Source organism: Bosea sp. Tri-49 (genome assembly GCF_003952665.1).
In the GTDB taxonomy this organism is placed as follows: Bacteria; Pseudomonadota; Alphaproteobacteria; order Rhizobiales; family Beijerinckiaceae; genus Allobosea.
On record NZ_CP017946.1, the window covers coordinates 56,814 to 82,523 of the forward strand.

Genomic DNA, 25,710 nt, shown 5'->3' on the forward strand with positions numbered 1-25,710 from the left:
CGTCGCGCACCGGCCTTCGCCAAGACTGCGCGCGCTGAAGGAGACTGCCCATGTTTTCCGTCGAAGTCCGCGATCGCATCATGATCGGCCATTCGCTGCCGGACCCATTCTTCGGCCCGGCGCAGGCAATGCATGGCGCGACCTTCGTCGTCGATGTCGCCTTCTTCCGCGAGAACCTGACCCGCCAGAACGTGGTGGTCGATATCGGCGCGGCGCTGACCGTGCTGAACCAGACGCTGAAGCCGCTGAACTACCAGAACCTCGACGCTCTGCCGCAGTTCGCGGGCGTACTGACCACCACCGAATTCCTCTGCAAATACATCTTCGACGCGATGGCGGCAGCGGCACGCTCAGGCAAGCTTGGCGCAGATGGCGCCGATTTGGCCAAGATCCGCGTCACCCTGCATGAGACCGATCTCGCCAGGGCGAGCTATGAGGGCGCGCTCGCGTGAGCGAGATCGTCTTCGCCATTCCGGGCGATCTCTCGCTGCCGACCGGCGGCTACGCTTATGATCGGCGGCTCCTGGCCGAATGGCGCGAGATGGGTGTCGCGGCGCGGCACCTGCCGTTGCCGGGAGGCTTTCCTACTCCGAGCGAAGTCGATCTCGCCGAGACTGGCCGGGCGATCCTGTCGCAACCCTATGACGGCGTGCTGCTGATCGACGGGCTCGCCTACGGCGCCTTTCCTGAGAGCGTCGCGGCCGGGCTTGCGGGGCGCGTCGTCGCGCTGGTGCATCACCCGCTCGGGCTGGAGACGGGGCTGTCGCCGAAACAGGCGGCGGAGTTCGTCAGGCGCGAAATGGCGGCGCTGCACTATGCGTCAGCGGTGGTCGTCACCAGCGAGACGACCAAGCGGCTGCTCGCCGCCGATTTCGCCGTGCCGGCGGAGCGGGTCACCGTGGCGGAGCCGGGCGTCGATCCGGCGGAGCGTGCGGCAGGCTCCGGCGGCAAGACGGTCGAGCTGCTGGCGGTGGGCTCGCTCGTGCCGCGCAAGGGCTATGATGTTCTCATCGCGGCGCTGGAGGGACTGGCCGACAAGCCGTGGCGGCTCACCATCGTTGGCGCGGATGATCGCGCTCCTGCCACCACGGCTGCCCTGATGGCGCAGATCGCCGCCACCGGGCTGTCCGGGCGGGTCAGGCTTGCCGGTGCGCTCGGGCAGGCCGAGCTCGACGCCGCCTATGCGAATGCCGATCTCTTCGTCATGCCTTCGCTGTTCGAAGGCTATGGCATGGTGCTGACCGAGGCGCTGGCGCGCGGCCTGCCAATCCTGTGCACGACCGGCGGAGCCGCTACTGAGACGGCTCCCGACGACGCGGCGCTGAAGGTGCCGCCGGGCGATGTCGGAGCCTTGCGCGCCGGGCTGGCACGGTTGTTGGATGATCCAAAGGAGCGTCGACAGCGCGCCGACGCAGCCTGGCATGCGGCCGGCGCATTGCCGCGCTGGCGGCGGACTGCGACGATCGTCGCCGAAGTGTGTGCGAAGGTTTCCCCATGAGCGGATTTTCCCCCGATTGGCTCGCTCTGCGCGAACCGGCCGACCATGCCGCCCGCAACCCGCAAGTGCTCGCCGCGGTCGGCTCGACCTTCGCCGGGCGGCAGTCGCTCTCGGTCGTCGATCTCGGTTGCGGCGCCGGCTCGAATCTGCGCGGCAGCTACAGTGCGCTGCCTGTGCGCCAGCACTGGACACTGGTCGATGCCGATAGTCGCTTGCTTTCGGTGGCACGGCGCAAGCTCGCCGAATGGGCCGACGAGGCGCAGGAACAGGGCGAGGAGCTCGTCCTGCGCAAGGACGACAAGACGCTGACGGTGGATTTCCGGCAGGCGGACCTGACCAAAGAGCTCGAATGGGTGCTGGGCTGGCAGCCGGACCTGGTCACTGCCGCGGCGCTGTTCGATCTCGCCTCGGCGCGCTGGCTCGAACGTTTCGCGGCCTCGCTCGTCAGCATGCGGCTGCCGCTCTATACCGTGCTGACCTATGACGGCCGCGAGAACTGGGAGCCAGCGCATCCGGAAGACCAGCGCATGCTCGCCGCCTTCCACCATCACCAGCGCAGCGACAAGGGCTTCGGCCCGGCGACCGGACCCGATGCCACCGAAGCGCTGGCCCAGGCCTTCCGCAAGGCAGGCACGGCGGTCACGGTCGGCGAGAGTCCGTGGCAACTTGGGCCAGACCAGTCCGACCTGATCCGCGAACTGGCTGCTGGGATCGCCGCTGCTGTGAGCGAGACGGGCCATGTCTCACCGGAGGCGATTGCTGGCTGGCTGGAAGCCAAGCGCGGTGCGTCGGTGAGCATCGGCCATCAGGATCTGTGGGCGCGGCCGGTGTGAACGCATTGCCAACCGTGCCGAATTCGGCCATGCCGCGATCCCGATCATGACCTCGCTTCCCCTCACCATCCGCCAGGAACTGCCGGGCGACGCCGCGGCGATCGAGCGCCTGCACGAGCGCGCCTTCGGACCGGGACGCTTCGCGCGCACGGCCTTTCGCCTGCGCGAGGGCGCGCCGCCTGATCCGGCACTCTCCTTTGCCAGCCATGTCGGCACTTTCCTGGTCGGCGCAGTCCGGGTGACACCGGTCGTGGCCGGTGGCGCCCCGGCGTTGATGCTCGGCCCGCTCACCGTCGATCCCGCCTTCGAAGGCCGGGGGATCGGGGCAGCGCTGATGAACGCTGCTATCGAGGCGGCGCGCGAGCACGGCCACGAGCTGATCCTGCTGGTCGGTGACGCGCCCTATTACGCCCGCTTCGGCTTCAAGCCGATAAGACCGGGCCAGCTTGTCCTGCCGGGCCCGGCTGATCCGGGGCGTTTCCTGGCGCTGGAGCTCAGCGAGGGCGTGCTGGCGCAGCGCAGCGGCTCGGTTGCGGCGTTGCGATAGGGAAGGGCGCCATTCTCGGGCAAAGCGAAGCGCAGACCCGAGAATCTCCGGACGAGAAGGCACCGACCGGAATCTCTTCCGGCCTGAGATGCTCGGGTCAGGCCCGAGCATGACGGCGGTGCTTACACCTCGCGCTTGAACCGCCGCCCGCTCTCGCCGATCCAGCCGGCGACAAGCGCTCCGAACAGTATGGCGAGCCCGATCAGCCCGACGAAGAGCGGCGAGATCGAGACGCCGCGGACGATGCCGGAATCGCTGATGCGCAGGCCGATCCAGTCGGCGCCGGCGAACTGCCGCCCGGAGCGGACCGGCACGATGCGCGGGATGGTGACGCCCGAGCCGTTCTCCTGGCCGATCCGGCGCGAGGAGCCGCCGGTCGCTTCTGCCAGCGCCTGGAGCTTGCTGGGGTCGCTGACGACCTCCATCAGCTCGCGCGGGTTTTCCGGGCCGATGCTGGCGAAGGCGGTGAGGTTCTCGGTGGTGATCTTGTGCAGGCCGAACTCGCTCGCCGCGGTACGGGCGACGAAGAGGCCGGGGCGGCCGGCCTCGAATGGCACGGTGCGGACCGAGCCGTCGGGTGCAGTGATGACCGCTGGCGCCGGATTGTCGCCCAGCGTCTGGCGCTCGATCTCGATGTTGCGGCCCCGTGCCGAGGCGCGCAGCGCCTCCTCCTCGAGGTCCGGCTCCTTCATCAGCCAGTGGCCGAGGCGGCGCAGCAAATCGAGATGCGGGCCGCCATCGCGGAAGCCGCGAGCCCAGAGCCAGGCATGATCAGAGAGGAAGAGCGCGACACGGCCCTTCTGCTCGCGCGCCAGCAGGAGCAGTGGGCGCTCACCCGGCCCGGTCATCACCGCCGAGCCCGAGCGGGTGCGGGCGCCGATCATGCGCAGCCATTCGCCCCAGCGCGGCGGTTCAGTCTCGGAGCCCGGCAGGTCGCGGGTGACGGGATGGCGCTTGCCCGGCTCGCTGACCCTGGCGCGATAGGCCTCGTCGATGACGCTGCCATCGGGCTGCGCCGGCAGGATCTGGCCGAGCGGGGTGCGCGCCAGCGACTGTGCGCCTGAGTATTCCGGCCCGGCCGCAATCAGCAGTGCGCCGCCGTCGCGGACATAGCGGACGATGTTGTCGAAATAGACCAGCGGCAGGATCGACTGGTTGGCATAGCGGTCAAAGATGATCAGGTCGAAATCCTTGATCTTGACCTGGAACAGCTCGCGCGTCGGGAAGGCGATCAGCGAGAGCTCGTTGATCGGCGTGCCGTCCTGCTTCTCCGGCGGGCGCAGGATGGTGAAGTGGACGAGGTCGACATTGGCGTCGGCCTTGAGGAGGTTGCGCCAGGTGCGCTCGCCCGGATGCGGCTCGCCGGAGACCAGCAGCACACGCAATTTGTCGCGGACGCCTTCGATAGTGATGACGGCGCGGTTGTTGGCGAGCGTCAGTTCGTCGGCGAGCGGGGCTGCCTCGATCTCAATCACGTTGGGGCCGCCGCGATCGATGCGGACCGGAACCTGGATCGTCTCGCCGGTGATCGCCTCGCGCCGGGCGATGATCTCGCCGTCGCGGCGCACCGTGATCGCGGCGCGGCCGGGACCGCCCTTGTCGACGACGCGCAGGCGGACGTTCTGCTCCTTGCCGACGATGCCGAAGCGCGGCGAATCGACCAGCACGATCCGTCGATCGATCTCGCGCTCGCGGCCAGTGGTCAGCACATGCAGCGGCGCACGCAAGCCGAGCGCCTCTGCCGTGGCGGGGGCGTCATGGGCGAGCCCATCGCTGAGCACGATCGCTCCGGCGACGCGTTCGGACGGCACATCGGCGAGACCCGAGGCGAGCGCCTCGAACAGGCGGGTGCCGTCGCCGGCGCCCTGCTGATCGGTGACTTCGATGGTGCGTGTCTCAACGCCGGAAATGCCGCGCAATTGGCGCTCGACTTCGGCCTGGGCGGCTTGCGTCTGCTGCGTGCGATCGGCGAGGCGGTTCGAGGCGGACTTGTCGACGACGACGGCGACGACGTCCTTGACCGGCTCGCGATCCTCGAAGACGAGCGAGGGGTCGGCCAGAGCGACCGCGAGCACGGTGAGGGCCAGAGCCCGAAGAATCGCGCTACGCCCGGCCAGCACCAGCGCCATGCCGGCGGCTGCCGCGGCGAGAACGGCAAGACCGATCAGCAGCGGCAGCGGGACGAGCGGGGCGAAGGTCAGGCTCCACATCGGGCGGGATTTCCTTCGCTACTGACCGAGGCGTTCGAGCAAAGCCGGGACATGGACCTGATCGGCCTTGTAGTTGCCGGTCAGCGCGTACATCACGAGGTTGACGCCGGCGCGCAGCGCCATCTCGCGCTGGCGCGGATCGGAGCCGGACATCGGCACGAGCGCTTCGCCTCGCCGCCCGACGGCCCAGGCGGCGGCGAGGTCGTTCGAGGTGATCACGATCGGCGAGACGTTGTCGCCGGCGCGGGCCGGGCGGCGGCCGTCCTCGCTGGCGGGCGGCAGCACCTCGACCCAGGTCGTGCCGGTGTCATAGCGGCCGATGAAGCCGTCGAGGATGTAGAAGGTCTTGGTCAGGACGTGGTCGCGCGGAATCGGCTCCAGCTCGGGAATGTCGAGCGTCTGCAGCATGCGGCGAAGCTGGTCGCCCTCCGGCGTGGTACCGCCGCCGGGCCTTGTGCTCATCGCGTCGCGGGTGTCGAAGATCACCAGCCCGCCGCCCTTCATATAGGCTTCGAGCTTGCGCAGCGTCTCAGCTGCCGGGATCGGCCGGCCGGCGACCACCGGCCAATAGAGGATCGGATACGTGGCGAGCTCGTCGCGGGCGACGTCGACTCCAGCCGCCTCGCCCGGCTCCAGCGCGGTGCGGGCGCCGAGCACGATGTTGAGGCCGGCCATCCCGGCCTTGGACATGTCGTCGACCGCCCTGTCGCCGGTGACGACATAAGCGAGCCGGGTCGCGCTCGCGGCCGTGACGATGTCGCGGGTCACCGGCGGACGTTGCTCGGCCGGCGGGGCAGGGGGCGCGGGCTGCTGCTGGGCGCGCGCTGCGTCTGGAATAGAGAGAGTTCCGAGAGCGCAGGCGAAGAGCAGCGCTGCCGGTGCGGCGCGGCGGAAGCGGGCGAGATTCATCCGGCCGCCGAGCCAGAGCGTCGCCAGCGTGTCGGCGACGAGCAGGATCAGCGCCAGCACCAGAAGTTGCGGGCGGATATCGCGGGCGACCGGCTGGTCGATCGGCAGCACGGTTGCGCCGAGCGCGGCGAGATCGAGCGCGGTCAGCGTGTCGGCGGGTGCCAGCGTGTTCACCGCCATGGCGCCGTCGGTCGGGCCATAGATGCCTGGCGGGTGGGCGAGCGTGGCACGGCCGGCGAAGTTGCGGGCCACAGGCTGTGCGGTTGCCGGCGGGCTGCGGAAGGCGCCCTGACCGTCGAGCACGCGCGTCGGCGAGAGGGTCTCGACTTTGATCTCGCCGCCTTGTCCCTCGGTCGCGCTGGTGCCGGACATGGCGACGACCTTGCGCAGCATTTCGACGAAGAGGCCAGAGAGCGGCAGGTTCGACCAGGTGGTGTCGGCGGTGACATGGACCATGGCGAGCACGCCGTCGCCGCGGCGCTCGCCGGTGACGACCGGCGTGCCGTCCTCCAGCGCCGCCCAGGTCTTGCGGGCAAGGTCCGGCTCGGGCTCGGCCAGGATCTGACGGGTGACACGGACATCCTCGGCCAGGGACGAGCCGAAGAACGGGCTCTCGCGGGTGAAGGGGGCGAGCTTGCGCGGCGTCTCCCAGGAGAGGCCACCGCCGAGCGTGCGGCCGCCGCGGCGCAGGCGTACCGGTGTCAGCTCGTCCGAGGAGGCGGCGAGCCGCGCCCCGGCAAAGCGCAGCAGCACGCCGCCGCGCTCGACGAAAGCCGAGACCTTAGCCGCGGTGTCACTGTCGAGCGCGCCGATATCGGCGAGGACGAGGACGGAAAGATTCTGCGCCAGAAGCTCGCCGACGGGATCGGTCGAGCCGGAGCGGGGCTCCCGGATCTCGGCGAAGGGCGAGAGCGCACGCGAGACGTAGTAGGTCGGCGACAGCAGCGGCTGGGCGGTGTCGGCGGTGGCACCGGAGACGATGCCGATGCGCCGGCGTTTGGCACGATCGTCGAGCAAAGCGACGGCGCCGGCGCTGCGCTCGCCGGTGATCTCCAGCCGGGAGACGGCGTTGCGGACTTCGATCGGCAAGGTCAGCCGCGCGGTGGTGGCGAGCTCGTTGCTGCCGAAGACGAAGGGGGCATCGCCGAGCGGCAGGCCCTTGAGGTCGAGGGCGCGGACCTGGCCGCTCGCCGCGGCGCTCGTGGTCGGGCGCAGCACCTTGACGGTCAGCGCGCCGGCGAGGTTCTCGGGCGCGGCGAGGGCGCGCTGGTCAGCCGGGCCGGCATGGATCGAGAGCCGGCCAGCGCCGGCTTCCTGTTTCAGCCGGGCGAGGAAATCGGCGTCACCGCCGCCGATGCCGAGCCCGTCGGCGACCCAGACGGTCTCGGCCTGGGGCTGGGCGCGCCAGAAGGCTTCGAGCCGCTGAAGGTGAGCGCTGCGATCAGGGGCATGCGGCTGAAGGCTAAGCGCACGCAGGCGTTCGAGCGCGCCCTGCGGCTGCGAGAGGGCGATCTCGGCCGGCGCCTCGGCGAGGCCGACGACGGCGACAGGCCGGCCCTCGCGGGTGGCCGCGGCGATGCGGCTCTCGGCGATGGCCTGGCGCTCGGTCCAGTCGGTCGCGGCGCCGAAGCCATTGTCGACCAGGAGAAGCAGCGGGCCGCGCAGGGCGGCGGCGTCGCGCACTGGGTTCCAGACCGGGCCGGCGACGGCGAGGATCGCCAGCGCGGCCACCGCCATGCGCAGCGCCAGCAGCCACCAGGGCGTATGGGCCGGCGTCTCGCGCTGCGGGATCAGGTCGCGCATGATCTTCAGCGGCGGGAAATCGATCCGCTTCGGCCGCGGCGGCGTCACCCGCAGGATCAGCCAGAGCACGGGCAGGACGGCCAGCGCGATCAGGGCCAGCGGTGCGGAGAAGGCGATCGGCAGCGATGAGAGCATCGTCCGTTCTCCCCTCAACCTGCCGGGCCGCCGCGCGAGGCGGCGATCAGGCTAGCGATGCGCAGGACCCCCTCGCTCGCCGGGCGGTCGGTGCGGTGCAGGGTCATCGTCCAGCCGGCATGGCGGCAGGCCTCGCGGATGGCGTCGCGATGGGCTTGCAGCCGTTCGCGATAATCCTCACCCCATTTACCGGCATCACCGACTCGCAGCGTGAGCCCGTCCTCCAGGTCGAACAATTCGGCTTGGCCGGAGAAGGGAAAGGTCTCCTCGATCGGGTCGGCGATCAGGAGGATATGGCCCTTGGCGCCGCTGCTCGCCAGCGTGGCGATGCGCTTGGTCAGAGCCGCGGCCGGCGTCAAACCGTCGGTGATCAGGATCGCGTCGGCGAGGCGCGGAAGCGGCTCTTCCGGCGGCAGGTCGGCCTCGCCATTGCGACGATCGGCCAGGATCGCCTGTGCCAGCATTTCGACGATGCGGCGCGAGGCCATCGGCCGGGTCAAGCCAAGATGACCGACGCGCTCACCCGCTTCGACCAAGGCCTCAGCAAGGGAGAAGCCGGCGACCAGGGCGCGGTCGACCTTGCTGGCCTGGGCGAGCGAGGAGGCAAAGCCCATGGAGGGCGAGCGATCGATCCAGAGCCAGATCGCGTGCGAGGCCTCCCATTCGCGCTCTCTGACGAAGAGGTGGCCGTCTCTAGCCGAGCGGCGCCAGTCGATGCGCGAGGCGGCCTCGCCGGTGACCAGTGGCCGGTATTGCCAGAAGGTCTCGCCGGGCCCGGAGCGCCGACGGCCATGGATGCCATGCACGCTGGCCGAGACCCGCCGCGCCTCCAGCACCAGTCGGGGCAGGCGGGCGGCGAGATCAAGCGATGCCTTGAGAACCGGCTGGCCCGGCTGGCGCTCGGTTTGGCCGAGGACGCGCGTGCGCAGCATCAGCTTTTCCTCAACCCAGACGCTCCACCAGCTTGGCGACGATACCCTCGACCGTCTCGCCATCGGCGCGGGCGGCAAAAGTCAGTGCGATACGATGCTTCAGAACAGGCGCAGCGAGCGCCGCGACATCGTCGATCGAGGGGGCAAGCCGACCTTCGACCAGTGCGCGGGCGCGGGCGGCGAGCGTCAGCGCCTGGCTGGCGCGCGGGCCGGGGCCCCAGGCGAGCTTGTCGGTGATCGCCTTCTCGCCGTCGCCAGGACGGGCCGAGCGGACGAGATCGAGGATCGAATCGACCACAGCCTCGCCGACCGGGAGGCGGCGGACCAGGCGCTGGGTCGACATCAGGGTCTCGGCGGTCAGCGCCTGCACCGGCTTGTGCTCGGCGGCGCCCGTGGTTTCCAGCAGGATGCGGCGCTCGGCCTCACGATCGGGATAGCCGACGTCGATTTCGAGCAGGAAGCGGTCCAGCTGCGCTTCCGGCAGCGGATAGGTGCCTTCCTGCTCGATCGGGTTCTGGGTGGCGAGGACGTGAAAGGGCGCCGGCAGGTCGTGGCGTTCGCCGGCGACGGTGACGTGGTGCTCCTGCATCGCCTGCAGCAAGGCAGACTGGGTGCGGGGCGAAGCGCGGTTGATTTCGTCCGCCATCAGCAACTGGGCGAAGACCGGGCCTTTGATGAAGCGGAAATGGCGCTTGCCGTCCGGGCTCTCGTCGAGCACTTCGGAACCGAGGATGTCGGAGGGCATCAGGTCTGGCGTGAACTGGACGCGCCGGGCCGAGAGGCCGAGCACCGTTCCCATCGCCTCGACCAGCTTGGTCTTGGCGAGGCCGGGCACGCCGACGAGCAGGCCGTGGCCGCCGGCGAGCAGGGTGATCAGCGAGAGATCGACGACCTTCTGCTGGCCGAAGATGACCTGGCCGATCTCGGTGCGGGCGGCGCCGATGGCGGCGAGCGCCGCCTCGGCCGCCTCGACCACGCCGGTGTCGAGGTTGATCGGGGCATTGGCATCACGGGCTTGCGCCACCATGTCGATCTCCTTCAGCCTCGCCGTCGCGCGGCCTTCCTGTCCGATTCCAAACTCTGACCCTCGCGGGGAACATGCTCAAGGGGCAGAGGGCGGCGGTGCACAACAGTCCGCTTCACGATTATGTAGAGTTCAAGGCGAGAGAGCGATGCAACCGGCATGCCGATGACGAAAGCGCGAGGTGACGTGACTGCTGAGGCCGCTGGCGCGATGAACCGCCTGCTGGGCGCACTCGGGAGCGGTCCTTCGCGCGGGCTGCCACCGGTCGAGCGCTGGAATCCGCCATTTTGCGGCGATCTCGACATGCGTATCGCTGGCGACGGCACCTGGTTTTATTTGGGCACGCCGATCGGGCGGCCGGCGCTGGTCAAGCTGTTCTCCTCGGTGCTGAAGCGCGAGGGCGACGATTACTTTCTCGTGACCCCGGTCGAGAAGGTTGGGATCAAGGTCGAGGACGCGCCGCTCCAGGCGGTCGAGATGGCGGTGGAAGGCGAGGGCGATGCCCGCAGCATCGCCTTCCGGACTCGGACCGACGATCTCGTGACGGTTGGGCCGGACAACGCACTGCGCTTCGCCAGGGCTGCAAACGAGGGCGTGAAGCCTTATGTGCATGTCCGAAGTGGGCTCTGGGCCCGGCTCACACGGGCGCTGACCTATGATCTCCTGGCGCTCGGTGAGGTCAGTGAGATTGAGGGGGAGGCGCAGTTCGGCATCGCGGCCGGCGGCGCCTTCCACATCGTCGCGCCGGCCAGCGAGATCGAGGGACTGTGATGCAGCATCCGGCGAAACGGCTTGTCGAGACCGCGTTCTGGGATGGCGACGACCTTGAGGCGCTGCTGGTCCGTAGCCTGCGGGCTGAGCCGCCGGCGCTCGGCGACCTGATTGCGCGGCCGCGCGGCGACCACGACCTGCAGTCCGAGCCGATCGACATCCCGGACGAGGCGAGCGCGATCGAGGCGGCAGTCCTGATCCCGATCGTGCTGCATCCAGGCGAGCCGACCGTGCTGCTGACCCAGCGCGCCGCGGCGCTGCGCAGCCATTCCGCGCAGATCGCCTTCCCGGGCGGGCGCATCGACGCCACCGACGGCTCGCCATTGATTGCGGCCCTGCGTGAGGCGGAAGAAGAGATCGGGCTTGCCCCGGGCAAGGTCCGCACGGTCGGCTATCTCGACGCCTATCTCACCGGCACCGGCTATCGCGTCACGCCGGTCGTCGGGCTGGTCGAGCCGCCGCTGGCGCTGACGATCAACCCGCACGAGGTCGACGAGGCCTTTGAGACGCCGCTCGCCTTCCTGCTCGATCCGGCCAACCATCAGCGCCATGGCCGCGAATTCAGGGGACGCTATCGCACCTACTATGCGATGCCGCACGGCGATCGCTATATCTGGGGAGCGACGGCCGGCATGATCCGCAATCTCTATGAGCGGCTCGCTGGCTGAAACGAGAGGTCAGGACAAGTTACCCGATGCTGCGCTCGCTGATCGAGGAGTTCCTGCTCTTCGTCCTGCCGTTCTGCCTGTTCGCGGGCTATCTCGTGATCCGGCGGCGCAATCCGTTCGATGTCGATCACTGGAGTGGGCATGTCTTCTGGCTTTCGGTGACCGGGCTGGTCTTCGGCATCGCTTCCTTCATCTATGCCGGCTCGGTGGCGCAGCGGCATACCGGCGCCTTTGTGCCGCCCCATGTCGAAAACGGCCGCCTGATCCCCGGCTATTTCGAAGACCGACCGAAGCCATGATCGAAAGCGAGCGGCAGCGCCTCGCTGCATTGCTGGCGCGGGCCGATGTCGCAGCGCTTCTTCCGGCGCTGAACCGTGATGGGGAGGAAGCCCGCATTGTCGGGGGGGCGGTGCGCAACGCGCTGCTCGGCGAACCGGTGGCGGATATCGACATCGCGACGACCTGCCTCCCGGCAGAGACGATGCGGCGCGCGCGCGTCGCCGGGTTCAAGGCGGTGCCGACCGGGGTCGAGCATGGCACGGTCACCGCCGTGATCGATGGCGCGCCCTTCGAGGTCACGACGCTGCGCCGCGATGTAGAGACCGATGGCCGCCACGCCGTCGTCGCCTTCGGCCGCGACTTCCGCGAGGACGCGCTGCGGCGCGACTTCACCTTCAATGCGCTCGGGCTCGATGCCGCGGGCGTCCTGCACGATTATGCCGACGGGCTCGCCGATCTCGAAGCGCGGCGGGTGCGTTTCATCGGCGCGGCCAGCGAACGAATCGCCGAGGATTACCTGCGCATCCTGCGCTTCTTCCGCTTCCACGCCCGTTATGGCGTAGGCGAGCCGGATCGGGTTGCGCTCGATGCCTGCATCGCGGCACGTGCAGGGCTCGATGGATTGTCGCGCGAGCGGGTTTGGGCGGAATTGCGCAAACTGCTCGCCGCGCCGCGCGCTGCCGAGACCCTGCAGGCCATGGCGGGGGCTGGGCTGCTGATGCCGGTGATCGGCGGCGTGCCCCATCTCTCGCGTTTCGCTGTGATCGCCGAGGCGCCGGGAGATGGTGTCTACCCGGCCTTTCGCCTCGCGGCGCTAGCGGTCATGACTAGCGAGGACACATTCAGGCTGCGCGAGCGGCTGCGGCTGTCGAACGCCGAGTTCGAGAGGATTTCCGGTATCGCTGCGGCGCTGGAAGCGTTGTTCGGAAACGGAGCGCTACCGCAGATCGCGACGCTGCGTCGAATGGCCCATCGCATCGGAATGGATCCTGTTGCGGGTGGATTGGTGCTGTCGGCGACAGCCGGAAGATCGGCCGACGTTCACGCGCTGATCGCCGAGATGGCACTCACGCCGCCGTTCCTGCCGACGGGCAAGGATGTGCTGGCGCTTGGCGTCAGTGCTGGTCCAAGGGTCGGGCAGGTACTCGATTCTGCAAGGGAAGCCTGGATCGAGGCCGGCTGCCCGGCCGGGCGGGAGGCGCAATTCCAGATGCTGGCTGAAGCCGCGAACAGGTCGGATCGCTGACCCACAGGCCTTCGAGCAACGTCGCGGTCAGGCAACCTCTTTCATGCCCACGCGCTCATAGAGGCGCCGCGCACCGGTCGGATTGTCGATCTCGACCTTGAGATCCACGATATCGGCGCCGCGCGCGGTGAACGCGGCGAAGACATGGTGCAGGAGGGCCTCGCCGAGCCCCTGCCGTCGCGCCGAAGGGTGCACCACGAGGTCTTTGACGAAGGCCGAAGCCCAGCACTGACAAACCGCGACGATGGCGCCCTGCGCATCGCTGACGACAAAGACCAGGGCCGGGTCGAAATCGCTGTCGCCGAGGAGAGCAGCCTTCCACTCCTCGAACGTGGCGACGCGGCCGCCGCCGAGGCTGTAGCCAAGGGTCAGTAAGTCATGAAGCGCCGGCAGGTCGGCGGTCGCGAACGGCACGAGGCGATATCCCGCAGGCCAGACCGGGGCGGGGGCAGGTATCGTTAGGTCGCGTCGCATGCGAACCCATGGCGTCACGGCCAGCGCACCGTCGGCGGCATGGACGACAGGATCGAGGCGACATTGCCGCCGGTCTTGAGTCCGAAGATCGTACCGCGATCGTAGAGCAGGTTGAACTCGACATAGCGGCCGCGGCGCACCTGCTGCTCGTGGCGCTCGGCCTCCGTCCACGGCGTCGTCAGATTGCCGCGCAGGATGTGCGGGTAGATGTCGAGGAAGGCCTCGCCCACTGCCTTGGTGAAGGCGAGATCGGCTTCCGGATCGCCCGACCAGAGGTAGTCGTAGAAGATGCCGCCAATGCCGCGTGGCTCATTGCGGTGCTTCAGGTGGAAGTACTCGTCGCACCAGCTCTTGAAGCGATCGTAGTCGGCGACGCCGGCATGGGCCTCGCAGGGCGCACGCATCGCGGCGTGGAAGGCGAGCGCGTCGGGATCGTCCTGGCGGCGCCGGCGGTCGAGGACCGGGGTCAGGTCGGCGCCGCCGCCGAACCAGGGCTTCGTCGTCACCACGAAGCGGGTGTTCATGTGCACGGTCGGCGCGTGCGGGTTCCAGGGATGGGCGATCAGCGAGATGCCGGTGGCGTGGAAGCGCGGGTCTTCCGCCGCACCGGGAATCTGGGCGGCAAATTCCGGCGCGAAGCTGCCATGCACGGTCGAGACGTGGACGCCGACCTTCTCGAAGACGCGCCCCGACATCAGTGACATCACGCCGCCGCCGCCCGGAGCGCCGTCATGGTTGGTGCGCTGCCAGGGCGTGCGGACGAAACGGCCGGGCTTGTTCGTCTCGGGCGGGAAGGGGCCGGCAGCCTCATCCTCGATCTGTTCGAAGGAAGCGCAGATGCGGTCGCGCAGGCTCTCGAACCAGGTGCTGGCACGCGGCTTCAGCGCCTCGACGATGGCGGGGTCAAAGGCGGCGGTCTCGATGGCTTGTCCGGTCATGGGCGATCTCTTTGTCAGATACCGGCCGGCCCGGGATAGGCGCCAAGCTGACGCAGCGCCTCGCCCATGACCATCGCCGCGGCCATGGCGACATTGAGCGAACGCAAATCGCGACGCATCGGGATGTGCACGCTGGCCTCGGCCGCGGCGTAAACCTCCTGTGGCACGCCGGCCGACTCCCGGCCGACCATGACGATATCGCCGGGTTGGAAGACGAAATCCGTGTGGGCACAGGTGCCATCGGTCTCGGCCAGGACGAGGCGATGCCCGGCCTCACGCCGCCAGGCTTCGAAGGCGCGGAAGCTATCATGGCGAGTCACGGCGGCCCGCTCGAGATAGTCCATGCCGGAGCGGCGGAAATTGCGGTCGGAGACGTCGAAGGCGGCCGGCTCGACGATGTCGACGGCGACGTCGAGGCAGGCCGCCAGACGAATCATCGTGCCGGCGTTCTGCGGGATATCGGGCTGATAGAGGGCGAGGCGCAGCATGGCGAGCGTCATCCGCGCTGCGCTTGCCATCGTCAAGCTTCGCCGCCGGCCGGGTTGCCCGGCCGGCGGCGGGGGAAGGCTATGTCAGACCGAGTGCATCTTGCCGGAGAGTTCCCACATGGCGTCGACCAACTGGTCGACATCGCCCATGTTGCTCCACAGATGCGTCGAGACGCGCACCCCGTAGTGCTCGTCCTTCTGGCCTGCGACCGGGAAGTTCGAGTTGCGGATGACGAAGCCGTATTCGTCCAGCGCCCGTTTCACGAAGGCGTCGGACTTGGCCTTGTCCTTGATGTGCTCGGGATTGCGGAACGGGTTGAAGGCGGTCAGCGCACAGACCAGACGCGGATCGTCCTTCGGCGAGTACAGGGAATCGACACCCCATTTCGCCGCGATCTTCTCCTTGAGGTGCTGCGCCATGCCGACCGTGTAGGTCGCGATCTTGTCGCGCCCGATCCGGTCCCAGATCTCGATCGACTTGCCGAGCGCGAGGTAGACTGGTGCGTTACGGCTCCCGGTGCTCTGGATGCGCGCGGCGAGGTCCTCGCTTTCCTTGGCTCCCTTGCTGCGCGGCGGCAGGCCGCCCGAGGCTGGATAGCTGCTGGTCACGACGGGGAAGTAGTCCGGCAAGGGCAGCGGATTATATTGTGGCAGCACCTTGTTGCGGACATAGAGGATGCCGGTTCCGAGCGGCCCGCACTGCCATTTGTGGCCGGCGCCGGCCAGGAAATCGACGCCGAGGTCACGCATGTCGATGTTGATCATCCCCGGCAGGTGCGCGGCGTCGCAGATGCTGACGATGCCTTTGTCCTGGGCGAGCTTGGCCAGCATCTTGACCGGTAGCAGGGTGCCGGTCTTGTAAGTCGGTGCGGAGAAGACCATCGCCTTGGTCCGAGGGCCGATCGCGGCCGAGAACAGCTCGACATAGTCCTCCGCCTTCTGCTTGTTGCCGACCGGCAGGATGACGCGCTTGATCACCACGCCGTAGCGATCCTGCAACAGCGCCATCGGCGCGTTGCCACCGGAATGCTCGTGGTTGGTGGTGACGATCTCGTCGCCCGGGCGCCAGACCATGCCGAGCAAGGCATGGCACATGCCGTCCGAGGTGTTACCCGACATGACGATCTCGTCGGCATCGCAGCCGAAGCTTTTTGCCAATGCCTGGCGCTGCGGCAGATAGTTGCCATAGCCGCTCATCGACTCGCGGGCGTGCCGGCGGGTCTCGGCATCGAGGAAGGCTTGGGTCTCGATCGGCAGGGAGCCGGCGGTGCCGATGTTCATGTAGCGGACGCCGGATTTCTGGTCGAAGAGCTTGCGGACATCCGCCCAGAAGGCGGCGTCATTGGCGAGGGCCGCGGCCGCCGGCGCTTGAGCGCTGGCGCCGGTCGGCACGAAGCCCGCCAGCGAGCCGGCAAAGGCGGCGGAGGAAGCGAGGGCGCCGATAAAGGCGCGGCGGTTCGGGTCGAAAGCGAGCGTCTTCTCTTCCGAGGCTTGCATGGGCCTACTCCATGGTTGCGATGGATCCTGTTGTCGGGCGGTGAGCTACCGGCTCGGCAGCTCAGGGGCGGACGGCGATGGCGCCGATCTCGACCTTCACATCTCTGGGGAGACGGGCGACCTCGACGGTCGCGCGCGCCGGTGGAGCCGTCTTGAAATAGGTCGCATAGACTTCGTTCATCTTGCCGAACTCGTTGAGGTCTTTCATGAAAACGCTGGTCGAGACGACGTTGTCCATCGTCAGTCCGTCGGCCTCGAGTACGGCCTTGAGATTGTCGAGGACGAGCTTGGTCTGATCCTCGATGCTGGCGTCCTTCATCAGCTGCTTGGTCTTGGGATCGATCGGGATCTGCCCGGCCAGGAAGACCGTGTTTCCGGCCCTGATCGCCTGCGAATAGGGGCCGATCGCCTCCGGTGCGTTCGGCGTCGAGATCACCGTCTTGCCGGCGGTCTGCGCCTGCACGGAAACCGGCAGGACAAGCGCGCCCGCCAGAGCGAGCCCGCAAAGCATCTTGGTCATTGTCGCCTCCAAATCGCCGCTGTCACGCGCGGCACAGGGGCATGCTCGGCGTGTCCGGAGGACGCAGGCAAGGATGCAGACACGCACCCCGCCATGCCGAAGTAGTGGTTCCTTTGTCGTACGACTGCCGGTAATATTCTTCCAATAATGCGCGTTCAGGTGGAATTTTATTCTACGTTCCCGCATTGCCTGTGCAGGCGCCTGAACGATCCGCGCTCCGCAGCCTTCCGACAGCCAATTTTCAATTTGCCATGCGTTGCTGTCATGCCCTGGCTGGGGCGCGTCACAAGCTCTGGCCACAGCGCGCAATGCGCCCCATATCGGTATCGACCGATCCGAGGAGGGCGGCCCCTTCATGTTCGCCCCGCTCTTCCGTTTCCTTGAAAGCCGTATCGACGTCTTCGCGCCGTTCGACGAGCGCAAAACGCCGCCGACAGGCGTGTTCCGCTTCATGTGGCATCACATCAAGGGCGTGAAGGGCTGGATGGCCCTGATCATGCTGACGGGCCTAGGCTTTTCCGGCATCGAAGCGGCGATGTACCTGATGGTCGGCTGGTTCGTTGACTTGCTGGCGAAGAACTCGCCGGAGCAGGTCTTCAGCGAGCATGGCGGGCTGCTGATCGGTGCGGCCATCCTCGTCACGGTGTTCAGGCCGCTGATCTATTTCGCCAATCACGCCATCGTCGACCAGGTCGTGGTGCCGCAGATCACCAACCAGATCCGCTGGCGCAACCATGTCTACACGCTCGGCCACGCGCTCTCCTATTTCCAGAACGACTTCGCCGGCCGGCTCTCCTCGCGGGTGATCCAGGCCGGGCAGGCGATCCGCGGCGCGACGATCGAGGTGATTGACGATCTCTGGTACGCACTGATCTTCGCCTCGGTCGCGCTCGGCTTTTTCGGCTCGACCAGCATCTGGCTCGCCATGCCGGTGCTCGTCTGGCTTGCCGCCTATGTCGTGCTGCTGATCTATTTCGTGCCGCGCGCCAAGAAGCGTTCCGAAGCGAACTCGCTCGGCCGCTCAAGCACGACAGGCCGGATCGTCGACGCCTACACCAATATCCTGACGGTCAAGCTCTTCGCCCGCGCCGATGCCGAGCGCTCGGCCGTGCGCGATGCGCTGACGCGCTGGAACGCCTCCTTCCTCAACCTGTCGCGATTGATCACCGGGGTCAGCGTCATCCTGCAGACGATGAACAGTCTGCTCGTGGTGGCGACGGCCTGGCTCTGCCTGCATCTATGGAGCCAGGGCGAGATGACACCCGGTGCGGTCGCGGCTGCGATCGGGCTCGTGCTGCGCCTCGTGCAGATGTCGAGCTGGCTGATCCATCTGGTGCGCGGCGTCTTCGAGAATATCGGCTCGGTGCAGGAGAGCATGGAGACGATCGCCAAGCCGCATGACCTGCCGGACGCAGCCGACGCGGTACCGCTCAAGGTCGCTCAGGGCGGCGTGCGCTTCGAGCATGTCCGCTTCAACTACGGCAAGCCGCTGGGTCTGTTCGACGACCTCAACCTGGAGATCAAGCCGGGCGAGAAGATCGGGCTGGTCGGCCCCTCGGGGGCGGGCAAATCGACGCTGGTCAACCTGTTGCTGCGGCTCTATCCGCTGGATGCGGGCCGCATCCTGATCGATGGCCAGGACATCGCCCGAGTGACGCAGGAATCGCTGCGCAGCCAGATCGGCATGGTGACGCAGGACAATTCGCTGCTGCACCGCTCGATCGGCGACAATATCGCTTATGGCCGCATCGGCGCGACCCAGGAGGATATCGCGGCTGCGGCGAGGCGTGCCGCTGCGCATGATTTCGTTCTCGGCCTCAGCGACCAGGACGGGCGCCAGGGCTTCGACTCGCGCGTCGGCGAGCGCGGTGTCAAGCTTTCCGGCGGCCAGCGCCAGCGCATCGCGATCGCGCGCGTGCTGCTCAAGGATGCGCCGATCCTGATCCTCGACGAGGCGACCTCGGCGCTCGATTCGGAGGTGGAGGCCGAGATCCAGGCGCAGCTTTCCACATTGATGGAAGGTAAAACTGTGATCGCGATCGCGCACCGGCTCTCGACCATCGCTGCGCTCGACCGGCTGATCGTCCTCGACAAGGGCCGGATCGTCGACATGGGCAGTCATGACGAGCTGGTGCGGCGTGGAGGCCTCTACGCAAGGCTGTGGGCGCGACAGTCGGGCGGCTTCCTGGCGCTCGCCGACGGCGACAGGATGCCGGCCTGAGCCGACTGCAGAGCAGCGTTGCGGCGATGCCACAGGTGCGGCACGTGCGACAGTAGACTTCATCAAAACTGCATGCCAAAGAGCGCGGCAGGCGACGCGCCGCCAAACGGCGGCTCAGCGCCCGCGCTCCTATGAGGGCGCGTGATTTTGATTGAGCCGGCCAGGCCGGCAGCCGAGCAGGGAACTGGATCGTGGCGCACGCGACAGAGACGACTGGCACCGAACCCACCCGCCGCGATTTTCTGTTCCTGACCACTGCCGCGGTCGGCGTGGTCGGTGCCGGTTCGCTGCTGCTGCCGTTGGTCGGCCAGCTGGCGCCCGACGCGCAGGTCGTCGCCGCCGGCGCGCCGATCGATCTCGATCTCGCCCCGATCGCGGAAGGCCAGGCAATCAAGCTGTTCTGGCGCGGCAAGCTGATCTTCGTGCGCAACCGCACCAAGAAGGAGATCGACGAGGCGCTCGCCGTCAACATCGCGACGCTGCGTGATCCGCAGACCGACCAGCAGCGCACCAAGGCCGGCCACGAGAAATATCTCGTCGTCTACGGCAGCTGCACCCATCTCGGCTGCGTGCCGCTGGGCAGCTCCCCGGGCGAGCCGAAAGGCGAGTTCGACGGCTGGTTCTGCCCCTGCCACGGCTCGCACTACGATTCCTCCGGCCGCATCCGCAAGGGTCCCGCGCCGCTGAACCTGCCGGTGCCGCCTTATGCGTTCACCGCGGACACCAAGATCAAGATCGGCTGAGCCTCCTGAAGGCGAGGACGGCATCGGGCGGATTTGAGAGAGCTTGAGGCGAGCAGCATGAGCGGGCACAGCACCTACCAACCGAAGACGGGAATCGAGCGCTGGCTCGATGCGCGCCTGCCGATCGTGCGGCTGGTGCACGATTCGGCGATCTCCTATCCCGTGCCGCGCAACCTCAACTATCTCTGGACCTTCGGCGGCATCCTCGCATTCATGCTGGTGGCGCAGATCATCACCGGCGTGATCCTGGCGATGCACTACACGCCGAACGCCGCACTCGCCTTCAACTCCGTCGAGCACATCATGCGCGACGTGAACTTCGGCTGGCTGCTGCGCTATCTGCACTCCAACGGCGCCTCGATGTTCTTCGTCGCCGTCTACATCCACATCTTCCGCGGCCTCTATTACGGCTCGTACAAGGCGCCGCGCGAGGTGCTGTGGATACTCGGCGTGATCATCTTCCTCTTGATGATGGCCACGGCGTTCATGGGCTACGTGCTGCCCTGGGGCCAGATGTCGTTCTGGGGCGCGACCGTCATCACCAACCTGTTCTCGGCGCTGCCGGTGATCGGCGAGACGATCGTCACCTTCCTGTGGGGCGGTTATTCGGTCGACAACCCGACGCTGAACCGCTTCTTCTCGCTGCACTTCCTGCTGCCGTTCATGATCGCCGGCGTCGTCGGGCTGCACATCTGGGCGCTGCACCATGTCGGCCAGAACAACCCGACCGGCGTCGAGGTAAAGGACGTCCGCAAGGACACCGTGCCGTTCACCCCCTATGCGACCATCAAGGACCTGTTCGGCATGGTCTGCTTCATGCTGGTCTTCGCCTGGTTCGTATTCTACCAGCCGAATTTCATGGGGCATGCCGACAACTATATCCCGGCCAACCCGGCGGCGACGCCTGCTCACATCGTGCCTGAATGGTACTTCCTGCCGTTCTACGCGATCCTGCGCGCCATCCCCGACAAGCTCGGCGGCGTGCTCGCCATGGGCGGCGCGATCGTGATCCTCGCCTTCCTGCCCTGGATCGACACGTCCAAGGTCAAGTCGATGACCTATCGGCCGATCGCGCGCCAGTTCTTCTGGATGTTCGTGCTGGTCTGCATCGGGCTCGGCTATCTCGGCGCCATGCCGGCCGACGAGCCCTACGTGACCATCTCGCGTATCCTGACCGTGCTGTATTTCGGCTTCTTCGCGGCGCTGGCGCTGATCGGCATCTTCGAAAAGCCGACGCAGCTGCCGACCTCCATTGCCGACTCGGTGCTCGGCGGCTCGGGCGCGCGCCTGGCCCACGCCACCGCTTCCGAACCGAACGTCAAGGGTTGACGAGATGAAGACCGCCTCGTTTCGCCGCGCCCTGACGGGCCTCGTCACCGGCCTCGTCATCGCTGCAGCCTCGCCGGTCCTGGCCGCCGAAGGCGCGCCGAAGCCGCCGCGCGTGAGCTGGTCGTTTTCCGGCCCGTTCGGCACGTTCGACCGTGCGCAATTGCAACGCGGCTTCAAGATCTACAAGGAGGTCTGTGCCTCCTGCCATGGCGCCAGTCTGGTCTCGTTCCGCAATCTTGCCGAGCCCGGTGGGCCGGAGTTCTCGCGCGGCCAGGTGGCTGCGCTGGCCGCGACCTATCAGATCAAGGACGGCCCCAACGAAGCGGGCGAGATGTTCGAGCGTCCCGGCCGCCCGGCCGATCGTTTCCCGTCGCCCTTCCCGAATGAGCTGGCGGCCCGCGCGGCCAATGGCGGGGCCTATCCGGTCGATATGTCGGTGCTGGCCAAGGCGCGCACCTATGAGCGCGGTTTCCCCTGGTTCATCATCGACATCTTCAGCCAGTATCAGGAGAATGGGCCGGACTATATCCATGCGCTCCTGACCGGCTACAAGGACCCGCCGCAGGGGTTCCCGGCGCTGCTGCCCGGCCAGAACTACAACGAATACATGTCCGGCCACCTGATCGCGATGCCGAAGCCGCTCAATGACGGCCAGGTCGAGTATCCGAAGGGCGCGGACGGCAAGCCGCAGGTGCCTGAGACGGTCGATCAGTACTCCAAGGACGTCACCGCCTTCATGATGTGGATGGCGGAGCCGCATCTCGAGGCGCGCAAGCGCATGGGCCTGCAGGTGATGCTCTTCCTCGCGCTCTTTGCCGGCCTGCTCTACTTCACCAAGAAGAAGATCTGGTCGCGCCTGCCCGACCACGCCTCGGCGCACTGAGCGAGACTTTGAGTTGGAAAGGGCCCCGGAGACGGGGCCCTTTTCGTTTGCGGCAAGGCTGTGAATCGGTGGGTTGCCAGCCCGTGCATGGTTGCGCGGGCGTCACAAACTTCTGATCCTTGGCCGGGAAAGCTTTCGAGGGCAGGCGACATGGCTGAAGCGGTTCTGGGCATCATCGGCGGCTCCGGCATCTACGATCTGCCGGGGCTCAGCGACCTGCGCGAGGAGCGGATCGAGAGCCCCTGGGGCGAGCCCTCCGACCTGCTCCGGATCGGACGGATGGGGGAGACGAAGATCGTCTTCCTGCCGCGCCATGGCCGCGGCCATGCGATCCCGCCCTCGGAGATCAACTATCGTGCCAATATCGACGTGCTGAAGCGGGCGGGCGTCACCGACCTCGTCTCGCTCTCGGCCTGCGGTTCCTACAAGGCCGAACTCTACCCCGGCCTGTTCGTGCTGGTCGACCAGTTCGTCGACCGCACCGCCGGCCGCGCCAGCTCTTTCTTCGGCCGTGGCTGCGTCGCGCATGTCTCGGTGGCGCACCCGGTCGGGCCGGCGCTGCAGGACCGGATCGCCGCAGCAGCGACGGCGGAAGAGCTGCCCTTCGTCAGAGGCGGCACGCTCGTCACCATGGAAGGCCCGCAATTCTCGACGCTGGCCGAATCGCTGACCTACAAAGGCCTCGGCTACGATCTGATCGGCATGACGGCGATGCCCGAGGCCAAGCTCGCGCGCGAGGCCGAGATCACCTACGCCACCGTCGCCATGGTGACCGACTATGATTGCTGGCACGAGGAGCATGGTGCGGTCGACGTCGCCTCTGTCATCGCCGTGCTGCATGCCAATGCCGACAGGGCGCGTCAGCTGGTGGCGCGGCTGGCGGCCGATTTTCCGCGCGAGCGTGAGCTTTGCCCGGCCGGCTCGCACAATGCTCTCGACTTCGCGATCGTCACCGCGCCGGAGTTCCGCGATCCCAAGCTCATGGCCAAGCTCGATGCAGTGGCTGGGCGGGTGCTGAAAGCCTGATGCGCTCAAAGGAACGGAGGCAGTCAGCCGGCGTTCAGGCTCAGGGGCGGCATATGGCGCCTCTCGATGCCAACCACGGAGCTGATCGATGCGACCGCTCGTCCTGGCTTTCATCGCCCTTTGCGCCGCCAGCCCGGCCTTCGCCGGCAATACCTCGTCGAACTCCAGCTCGAATTCGTCCAACGGCGTTCACACCCGTGTCGACACCATCATCCGCGACGATGATCGCGGCCGCCGGCGCATCTATGAGCGCCGGATCTATCGCGACGAACGCGCGTGGCGGGCGCAGCGCCGCTACTGGCGAGACTGAGCTGCGAAACCGGCGGCGCTGCCCGGTCCGCAGCGCCGTTCCCGCCGGCTGCGCCATGCGCTAAGAGGGGGCGCCGCAGCCGATGGACGAGATGATGGACCGTAGCGCCCTCGCCGATTTGAAGAACGCGATCCGGACGATTCCCGACTATCCGGCGCCCGGGATCCAGTTCCGCGACATCACCACGCTGCTCGGCGATGCCCGCGCCTTCCGCCGTGCGGTCGACGAGCTGGTACAGCCTTTTGCCGGCCTGAAGATCGCCAAGATCGCCGGCATCGAGGCGCGCGGCTTCATTCTCGGCGGCGCGGTGGCGCATCAGCTCTCGGCGGGCTTCGTGCCGGTGCGCAAGAAGGGCAAGCTGCCGCATGAGACGGTCGGCATGCCCTATTCGCTCGAATACGGCGCCGACGAGATCGAGGTGCACAAGGATGCGGTCTCGCGCGGCGAGCGCGTCCTGCTGGTCGACGACCTCGTCGCCACTGGCGGCACGGCGGAAGCGGCGGTGAAGCTGCTCTCCTCGCTCGGCGCCGAGGTGGTTGCCGCCTGCTTCATCATCGACCTGCCGGACCTCGGCGGGGCCGATAAGATCAGGCGGCTCGGCGTGCCGGTGCGCACGCTGGTCTCATTCGCCGGGCATTGACGCCATGAACATCCACGGGAAGCACTACCGCACCATCTGGCTCGACGAGGACGGCTGGGGCGTGCGCGTCATCGACCAGACGCGGCTACCCTTCCATTTCGAGACGGTGAGGCTTTCGACCGCCGAGGAGGCGGCGCATGCCATCCGCCACATGACGGTCCGTGGCGCGCCGCTGATCGGCGCGACGGCGGCCTATGGCGTCGCACTGGCGCTGCGCGTCGATGCCTCCAACACCGCTCTGGAGCAGGCGCTGACACTGCTCAGCGCGACCCGGCCGACCGCAGTCAATCTGCACTGGGCGCTGGCGAGGATGCGCAGGCGCCTGGTCGATCTTCCGACGTCCGAGCGGGTCGCGGCGGCCTATGCCGAGGCGGCGGCGATCTGCGACGAGGATGTCGCACTTTGCCGCGCTATCGGCGAGCACGGGCTCGGCGTCATCCGCGAGATCACGTCGAAGAAGCCGGCGGGCGAGTCGGTCAATATCCTGACCCACTGCAACGCCGGCTGGCTCGCCACAGTCGACTGGGGCACGGCGCTGGCGCCGATTTATCTCGCTCATGACGCCGGCATCCCCGTCCATGTCTGGGTCGATGAAACCCGGCCGCGCAACCAGGGCGCGGCGCTGACGGCATATGAGCTCGGCAGTCACGGCGTGCCGCATGCGGTGATCGTTGACAATGCCGGCGGCCACCTGATGCAGCACGGCCTTGTCGACATGGTGATTGTCGGCACCGACCGCACGACGGCGACCGGCGATGTCGCCAACAAGATCGGCACCTATCTCAAGGCGCTGGCGGCCAGGGACAATGGGGTGCCCTTCTACGTCGCGCTGCCGTCGCCGACGATCGACTGGACCTTGCAGGACGGGCTGAGGGAGATCCCGATCGAGGAGCGCAGCGAGCGCGAGGTCACGCATCTGTTCGGCCAGAGCGAGGATGGCCGCACCGGCTTCTTCCAGGTCGCGGCGCCCGGCAGCCCGGCCCGCAATCCGGCTTTCGACGTCACGCCGGCCCGGCTCGTCACCGGTCTCATCACCGAGCGCGGCATCGCGCCGGCGAGCGCCGAGGGATTGCGCCGCCTCTTTCCGGATCTCGCGCAGGGACAGGCGGCATGAACGAGCAGGCGTTGCGGCAGGAGATCGTCGAGGTCGCGCAGGCGATCGACCGCGCCGGCTTCTGCCCGTCGAAATCGGGCAATGTCTCGGCCCGCTTCGAAGGCGGGTTGCTGATCACCCCGTCGGGCCTGCCCTATGCAAGGACGAAGCCGGAGGACCTGATCCATCTCTCGCTCGATGGCACGGTCGTGTCGGGCGGGCGCAAGCCCTCGTCGGAATGGCCGTTCCACGTCGAAATCTACAAGGCGCGCCCGGATGCGCAGGCGATCGTCCACACGCACTCGCCGCGGGCGACGGCACTGTCTAGCGCGCGCCGCGGCATTCCAGCCTTCCACTACATGATCGCCCTATGCGGCGGCGCTGATGTGCGCTGTGCCGACTATGCGACCTTCGGCTCGCCGGAGCTCGCTGCCAACGCGGTTCGAGCGCTGGAAGGTCGCAAGGCCGTGCTGCTCGCCAATCACGGCGTGATTGCGCTCGGCGCGAGCCTGGCGGGCGCGCACACCATCGTCGCCGAGGTCGAGAATCTCGCCGGGCAGTATCTCGACCTGCTGGCGTCGGGGCTCGAGCCGGTCATCCTCGATGCGGCCGAGATGGAGCGCGTTTCGGCCAGGTTCGCGGGTTACGGAAAGGTCGGTTGATCTTAAACGCCGATCTCACCGGTTGTTAACG

General features: G+C 67.7%; 26 protein-coding genes. 17 read left to right on the top strand and 9 right to left on the bottom strand.

Annotation, left to right across the window (positions count from 1 at the left end):
- The first annotated feature begins 50 nt into the window (after nucleotides 1-50).
- Genes BLM15_RS00275 through BLM15_RS00290 form a run of 4 tightly spaced genes read left to right on the top strand, consistent with a single transcriptional unit; the run spans nucleotide 51 to nucleotide 2,878 of the window.
- On the top strand, nucleotides 51-452 hold the full coding sequence (locus tag BLM15_RS00275) for a 6-pyruvoyl trahydropterin synthase family protein (protein ID WP_126109267.1): 402 nt from the start codon (nucleotides 51-53) through the stop codon (nucleotides 450-452).
- Nucleotides 449-1,498, top strand: coding sequence for a glycosyltransferase family 4 protein (locus tag BLM15_RS00280; RefSeq protein ID WP_126109270.1), 1,050 nt, complete (start codon nucleotides 449-451; stop codon nucleotides 1,496-1,498). Before BLM15_RS00275 ends, BLM15_RS00280 begins: the two co-directional genes overlap by 4 nt.
- Nucleotides 1,495-2,331, top strand: coding sequence for a class I SAM-dependent methyltransferase (locus tag BLM15_RS00285; protein WP_126109272.1), 837 nt, complete (start codon nucleotides 1,495-1,497; stop codon nucleotides 2,329-2,331). The genes BLM15_RS00280 and BLM15_RS00285 overlap by 4 nt, the downstream gene beginning before the upstream one ends.
- 46 nt (nucleotides 2,332-2,377) lie before the next feature.
- Nucleotides 2,378-2,878 (top strand): GNAT family N-acetyltransferase, encoded by a 501-nt coding sequence (locus BLM15_RS00290; protein ID WP_126109273.1) that lies wholly within the window; start codon nucleotides 2,378-2,380, stop codon nucleotides 2,876-2,878.
- 122 nt (nucleotides 2,879-3,000) lie between these two features.
- Here the strand turns inward: BLM15_RS00290 and BLM15_RS00295 are convergent, their stop codons facing one another.
- Genes BLM15_RS00295 through BLM15_RS00310 form a run of 4 tightly spaced genes read right to left on the bottom strand, consistent with a single transcriptional unit; the run spans nucleotide 3,001 to nucleotide 9,894 of the window.
- Nucleotides 3,001-5,088, bottom strand: coding sequence for a hypothetical protein (locus BLM15_RS00295; RefSeq protein ID WP_126109275.1), 2,088 nt, complete (start codon nucleotides 5,086-5,088; stop codon nucleotides 3,001-3,003).
- 18 nt (nucleotides 5,089-5,106) lie between these two features.
- Nucleotides 5,107-7,935 carry a DUF4159 domain-containing protein gene (locus tag BLM15_RS00300; RefSeq protein WP_126109277.1) on the bottom strand — a complete coding sequence of 943 codons (2,829 nt, stop codon included), beginning with the start codon at nucleotides 7,933-7,935 and terminating at the stop codon, nucleotides 5,107-5,109.
- A 14-nt stretch (nucleotides 7,936-7,949) separates the two neighbouring features.
- Entirely contained in the window at nucleotides 7,950-8,867 is a 918-nt protein-coding gene (locus BLM15_RS00305) for a DUF58 domain-containing protein (protein WP_126109279.1), read from the bottom strand.
- Between the two features lie 10 nt (nucleotides 8,868-8,877).
- Entirely contained in the window at nucleotides 8,878-9,894 is a 1,017-nt protein-coding gene (locus BLM15_RS00310; RefSeq protein ID WP_126109281.1) for an AAA family ATPase, read from the bottom strand.
- 162 nt (nucleotides 9,895-10,056) lie between these two features.
- Between BLM15_RS00310 and BLM15_RS00315 the strand changes: the two genes are divergently transcribed.
- Genes BLM15_RS00315 through BLM15_RS00330 form a run of 4 tightly spaced genes read left to right on the top strand, consistent with a single transcriptional unit; the run spans nucleotide 10,057 to nucleotide 12,855 of the window.
- Nucleotides 10,057-10,662 carry a DUF1285 domain-containing protein gene (locus BLM15_RS00315; protein ID WP_126115994.1) on the top strand — a complete coding sequence of 202 codons (606 nt, stop codon included), beginning with the start codon at nucleotides 10,057-10,059 and terminating at the stop codon, nucleotides 10,660-10,662.
- Complete coding sequence (locus tag BLM15_RS00320; RefSeq protein WP_126109283.1) at nucleotides 10,662-11,330, top strand: CoA pyrophosphatase; 669 nt, start codon at nucleotides 10,662-10,664, stop codon at nucleotides 11,328-11,330. The genes BLM15_RS00315 and BLM15_RS00320 overlap by 1 nt, the downstream gene beginning before the upstream one ends.
- 26 nt (nucleotides 11,331-11,356) lie before the next feature.
- On the top strand, nucleotides 11,357-11,629 hold the full coding sequence (locus tag BLM15_RS00325) for a DUF6111 family protein (protein ID WP_126109285.1): 273 nt from the start codon (nucleotides 11,357-11,359) through the stop codon (nucleotides 11,627-11,629).
- Complete coding sequence (locus BLM15_RS00330; protein WP_126109287.1) at nucleotides 11,626-12,855, top strand: CCA tRNA nucleotidyltransferase; 1,230 nt, start codon at nucleotides 11,626-11,628, stop codon at nucleotides 12,853-12,855. The genes BLM15_RS00325 and BLM15_RS00330 overlap by 4 nt, the downstream gene beginning before the upstream one ends.
- 27 nt (nucleotides 12,856-12,882) lie before the next feature.
- Here the strand turns inward: BLM15_RS00330 and BLM15_RS00335 are convergent, their stop codons facing one another.
- From BLM15_RS00335 to BLM15_RS00355, 5 genes are all read right to left on the bottom strand, one after another.
- Nucleotides 12,883-13,269 carry a GNAT family N-acetyltransferase gene (locus BLM15_RS00335; protein WP_236846471.1) on the bottom strand — a complete coding sequence of 129 codons (387 nt, stop codon included), beginning with the start codon at nucleotides 13,267-13,269 and terminating at the stop codon, nucleotides 12,883-12,885.
- 74 nt (nucleotides 13,270-13,343) lie between these two features.
- Nucleotides 13,344-14,267: an oxygen-dependent coproporphyrinogen oxidase gene (gene hemF, locus BLM15_RS00340; RefSeq protein WP_126109291.1), complete on the bottom strand. Its 924-nt coding sequence runs from the start codon at nucleotides 14,265-14,267 to the stop codon at nucleotides 13,344-13,346.
- 14 nt (nucleotides 14,268-14,281) lie between these two features.
- Nucleotides 14,282-14,755, bottom strand: coding sequence for a tRNA (cytidine(34)-2'-O)-methyltransferase (locus tag BLM15_RS00345; RefSeq protein ID WP_126115995.1), 474 nt, complete (start codon nucleotides 14,753-14,755; stop codon nucleotides 14,282-14,284).
- Between the two features lie 84 nt (nucleotides 14,756-14,839).
- Complete coding sequence (locus tag BLM15_RS00350; RefSeq protein ID WP_126109293.1) at nucleotides 14,840-16,252, bottom strand: aminotransferase class V-fold PLP-dependent enzyme; 1,413 nt, start codon at nucleotides 16,250-16,252, stop codon at nucleotides 14,840-14,842.
- Nucleotides 16,253-16,313: 61 nt separating this feature from the next.
- Entirely contained in the window at nucleotides 16,314-16,772 is a 459-nt protein-coding gene (locus BLM15_RS00355; RefSeq protein ID WP_236846472.1) for a RidA family protein, read from the bottom strand.
- A 355-nt stretch (nucleotides 16,773-17,127) separates the two neighbouring features.
- Between BLM15_RS00355 and BLM15_RS00360 the strand changes: the two genes are divergently transcribed.
- The 9 genes from BLM15_RS00360 to BLM15_RS00400 all read left to right on the top strand — a co-directional run bounded on the left by BLM15_RS00360 (nucleotide 17,128) and on the right by BLM15_RS00400 (nucleotide 25,679).
- Nucleotides 17,128-18,993: an ABC transporter ATP-binding protein gene (locus BLM15_RS00360; protein ID WP_126109295.1), complete on the top strand. Its 1,866-nt coding sequence runs from the start codon at nucleotides 17,128-17,130 to the stop codon at nucleotides 18,991-18,993.
- A gap of 191 nt (nucleotides 18,994-19,184) precedes the next feature.
- Nucleotides 19,185-19,736, top strand: coding sequence for a ubiquinol-cytochrome c reductase iron-sulfur subunit (gene petA / locus BLM15_RS00365; RefSeq protein ID WP_164547345.1), 552 nt, complete (start codon nucleotides 19,185-19,187; stop codon nucleotides 19,734-19,736).
- 57 nt (nucleotides 19,737-19,793) lie between these two features.
- Nucleotides 19,794-21,065, top strand: a complete 1,272-nt coding sequence (locus BLM15_RS00370; RefSeq protein WP_126109299.1) for a cytochrome b — start codon at nucleotides 19,794-19,796, stop codon at nucleotides 21,063-21,065.
- A gap of 4 nt (nucleotides 21,066-21,069) precedes the next feature.
- The gene (locus BLM15_RS00375; protein ID WP_126109301.1) at nucleotides 21,070-21,948 is read left to right on the top strand and encodes a cytochrome c1; all 879 of its coding nucleotides are present in this window, start codon (nucleotides 21,070-21,072) and stop codon (nucleotides 21,946-21,948) included.
- Nucleotides 21,949-22,098: 150 nt separating this feature from the next.
- On the top strand, nucleotides 22,099-22,974 hold the full coding sequence (locus BLM15_RS00380; protein WP_126109302.1) for an S-methyl-5'-thioadenosine phosphorylase: 876 nt from the start codon (nucleotides 22,099-22,101) through the stop codon (nucleotides 22,972-22,974).
- Nucleotides 22,975-23,062: 88 nt separating this feature from the next.
- Entirely contained in the window at nucleotides 23,063-23,284 is a 222-nt protein-coding gene (locus BLM15_RS00385; protein WP_126109304.1) for a hypothetical protein, read from the top strand.
- A gap of 94 nt (nucleotides 23,285-23,378) precedes the next feature.
- Nucleotides 23,379-23,924: an adenine phosphoribosyltransferase gene (locus BLM15_RS00390; RefSeq protein WP_126109306.1), complete on the top strand. Its 546-nt coding sequence runs from the start codon at nucleotides 23,379-23,381 to the stop codon at nucleotides 23,922-23,924.
- Nucleotides 23,925-23,928: 4 nt separating this feature from the next.
- On the top strand, nucleotides 23,929-25,038 hold the full coding sequence (gene mtnA, locus BLM15_RS00395; protein WP_126109308.1) for an S-methyl-5-thioribose-1-phosphate isomerase: 1,110 nt from the start codon (nucleotides 23,929-23,931) through the stop codon (nucleotides 25,036-25,038).
- The gene (locus BLM15_RS00400; RefSeq protein WP_126109310.1) at nucleotides 25,035-25,679 is read left to right on the top strand and encodes a class II aldolase/adducin family protein; all 645 of its coding nucleotides are present in this window, start codon (nucleotides 25,035-25,037) and stop codon (nucleotides 25,677-25,679) included. Before mtnA ends, BLM15_RS00400 begins: the two co-directional genes overlap by 4 nt.
- The last annotated feature ends 31 nt before the right edge of the window (nucleotides 25,680-25,710 follow it).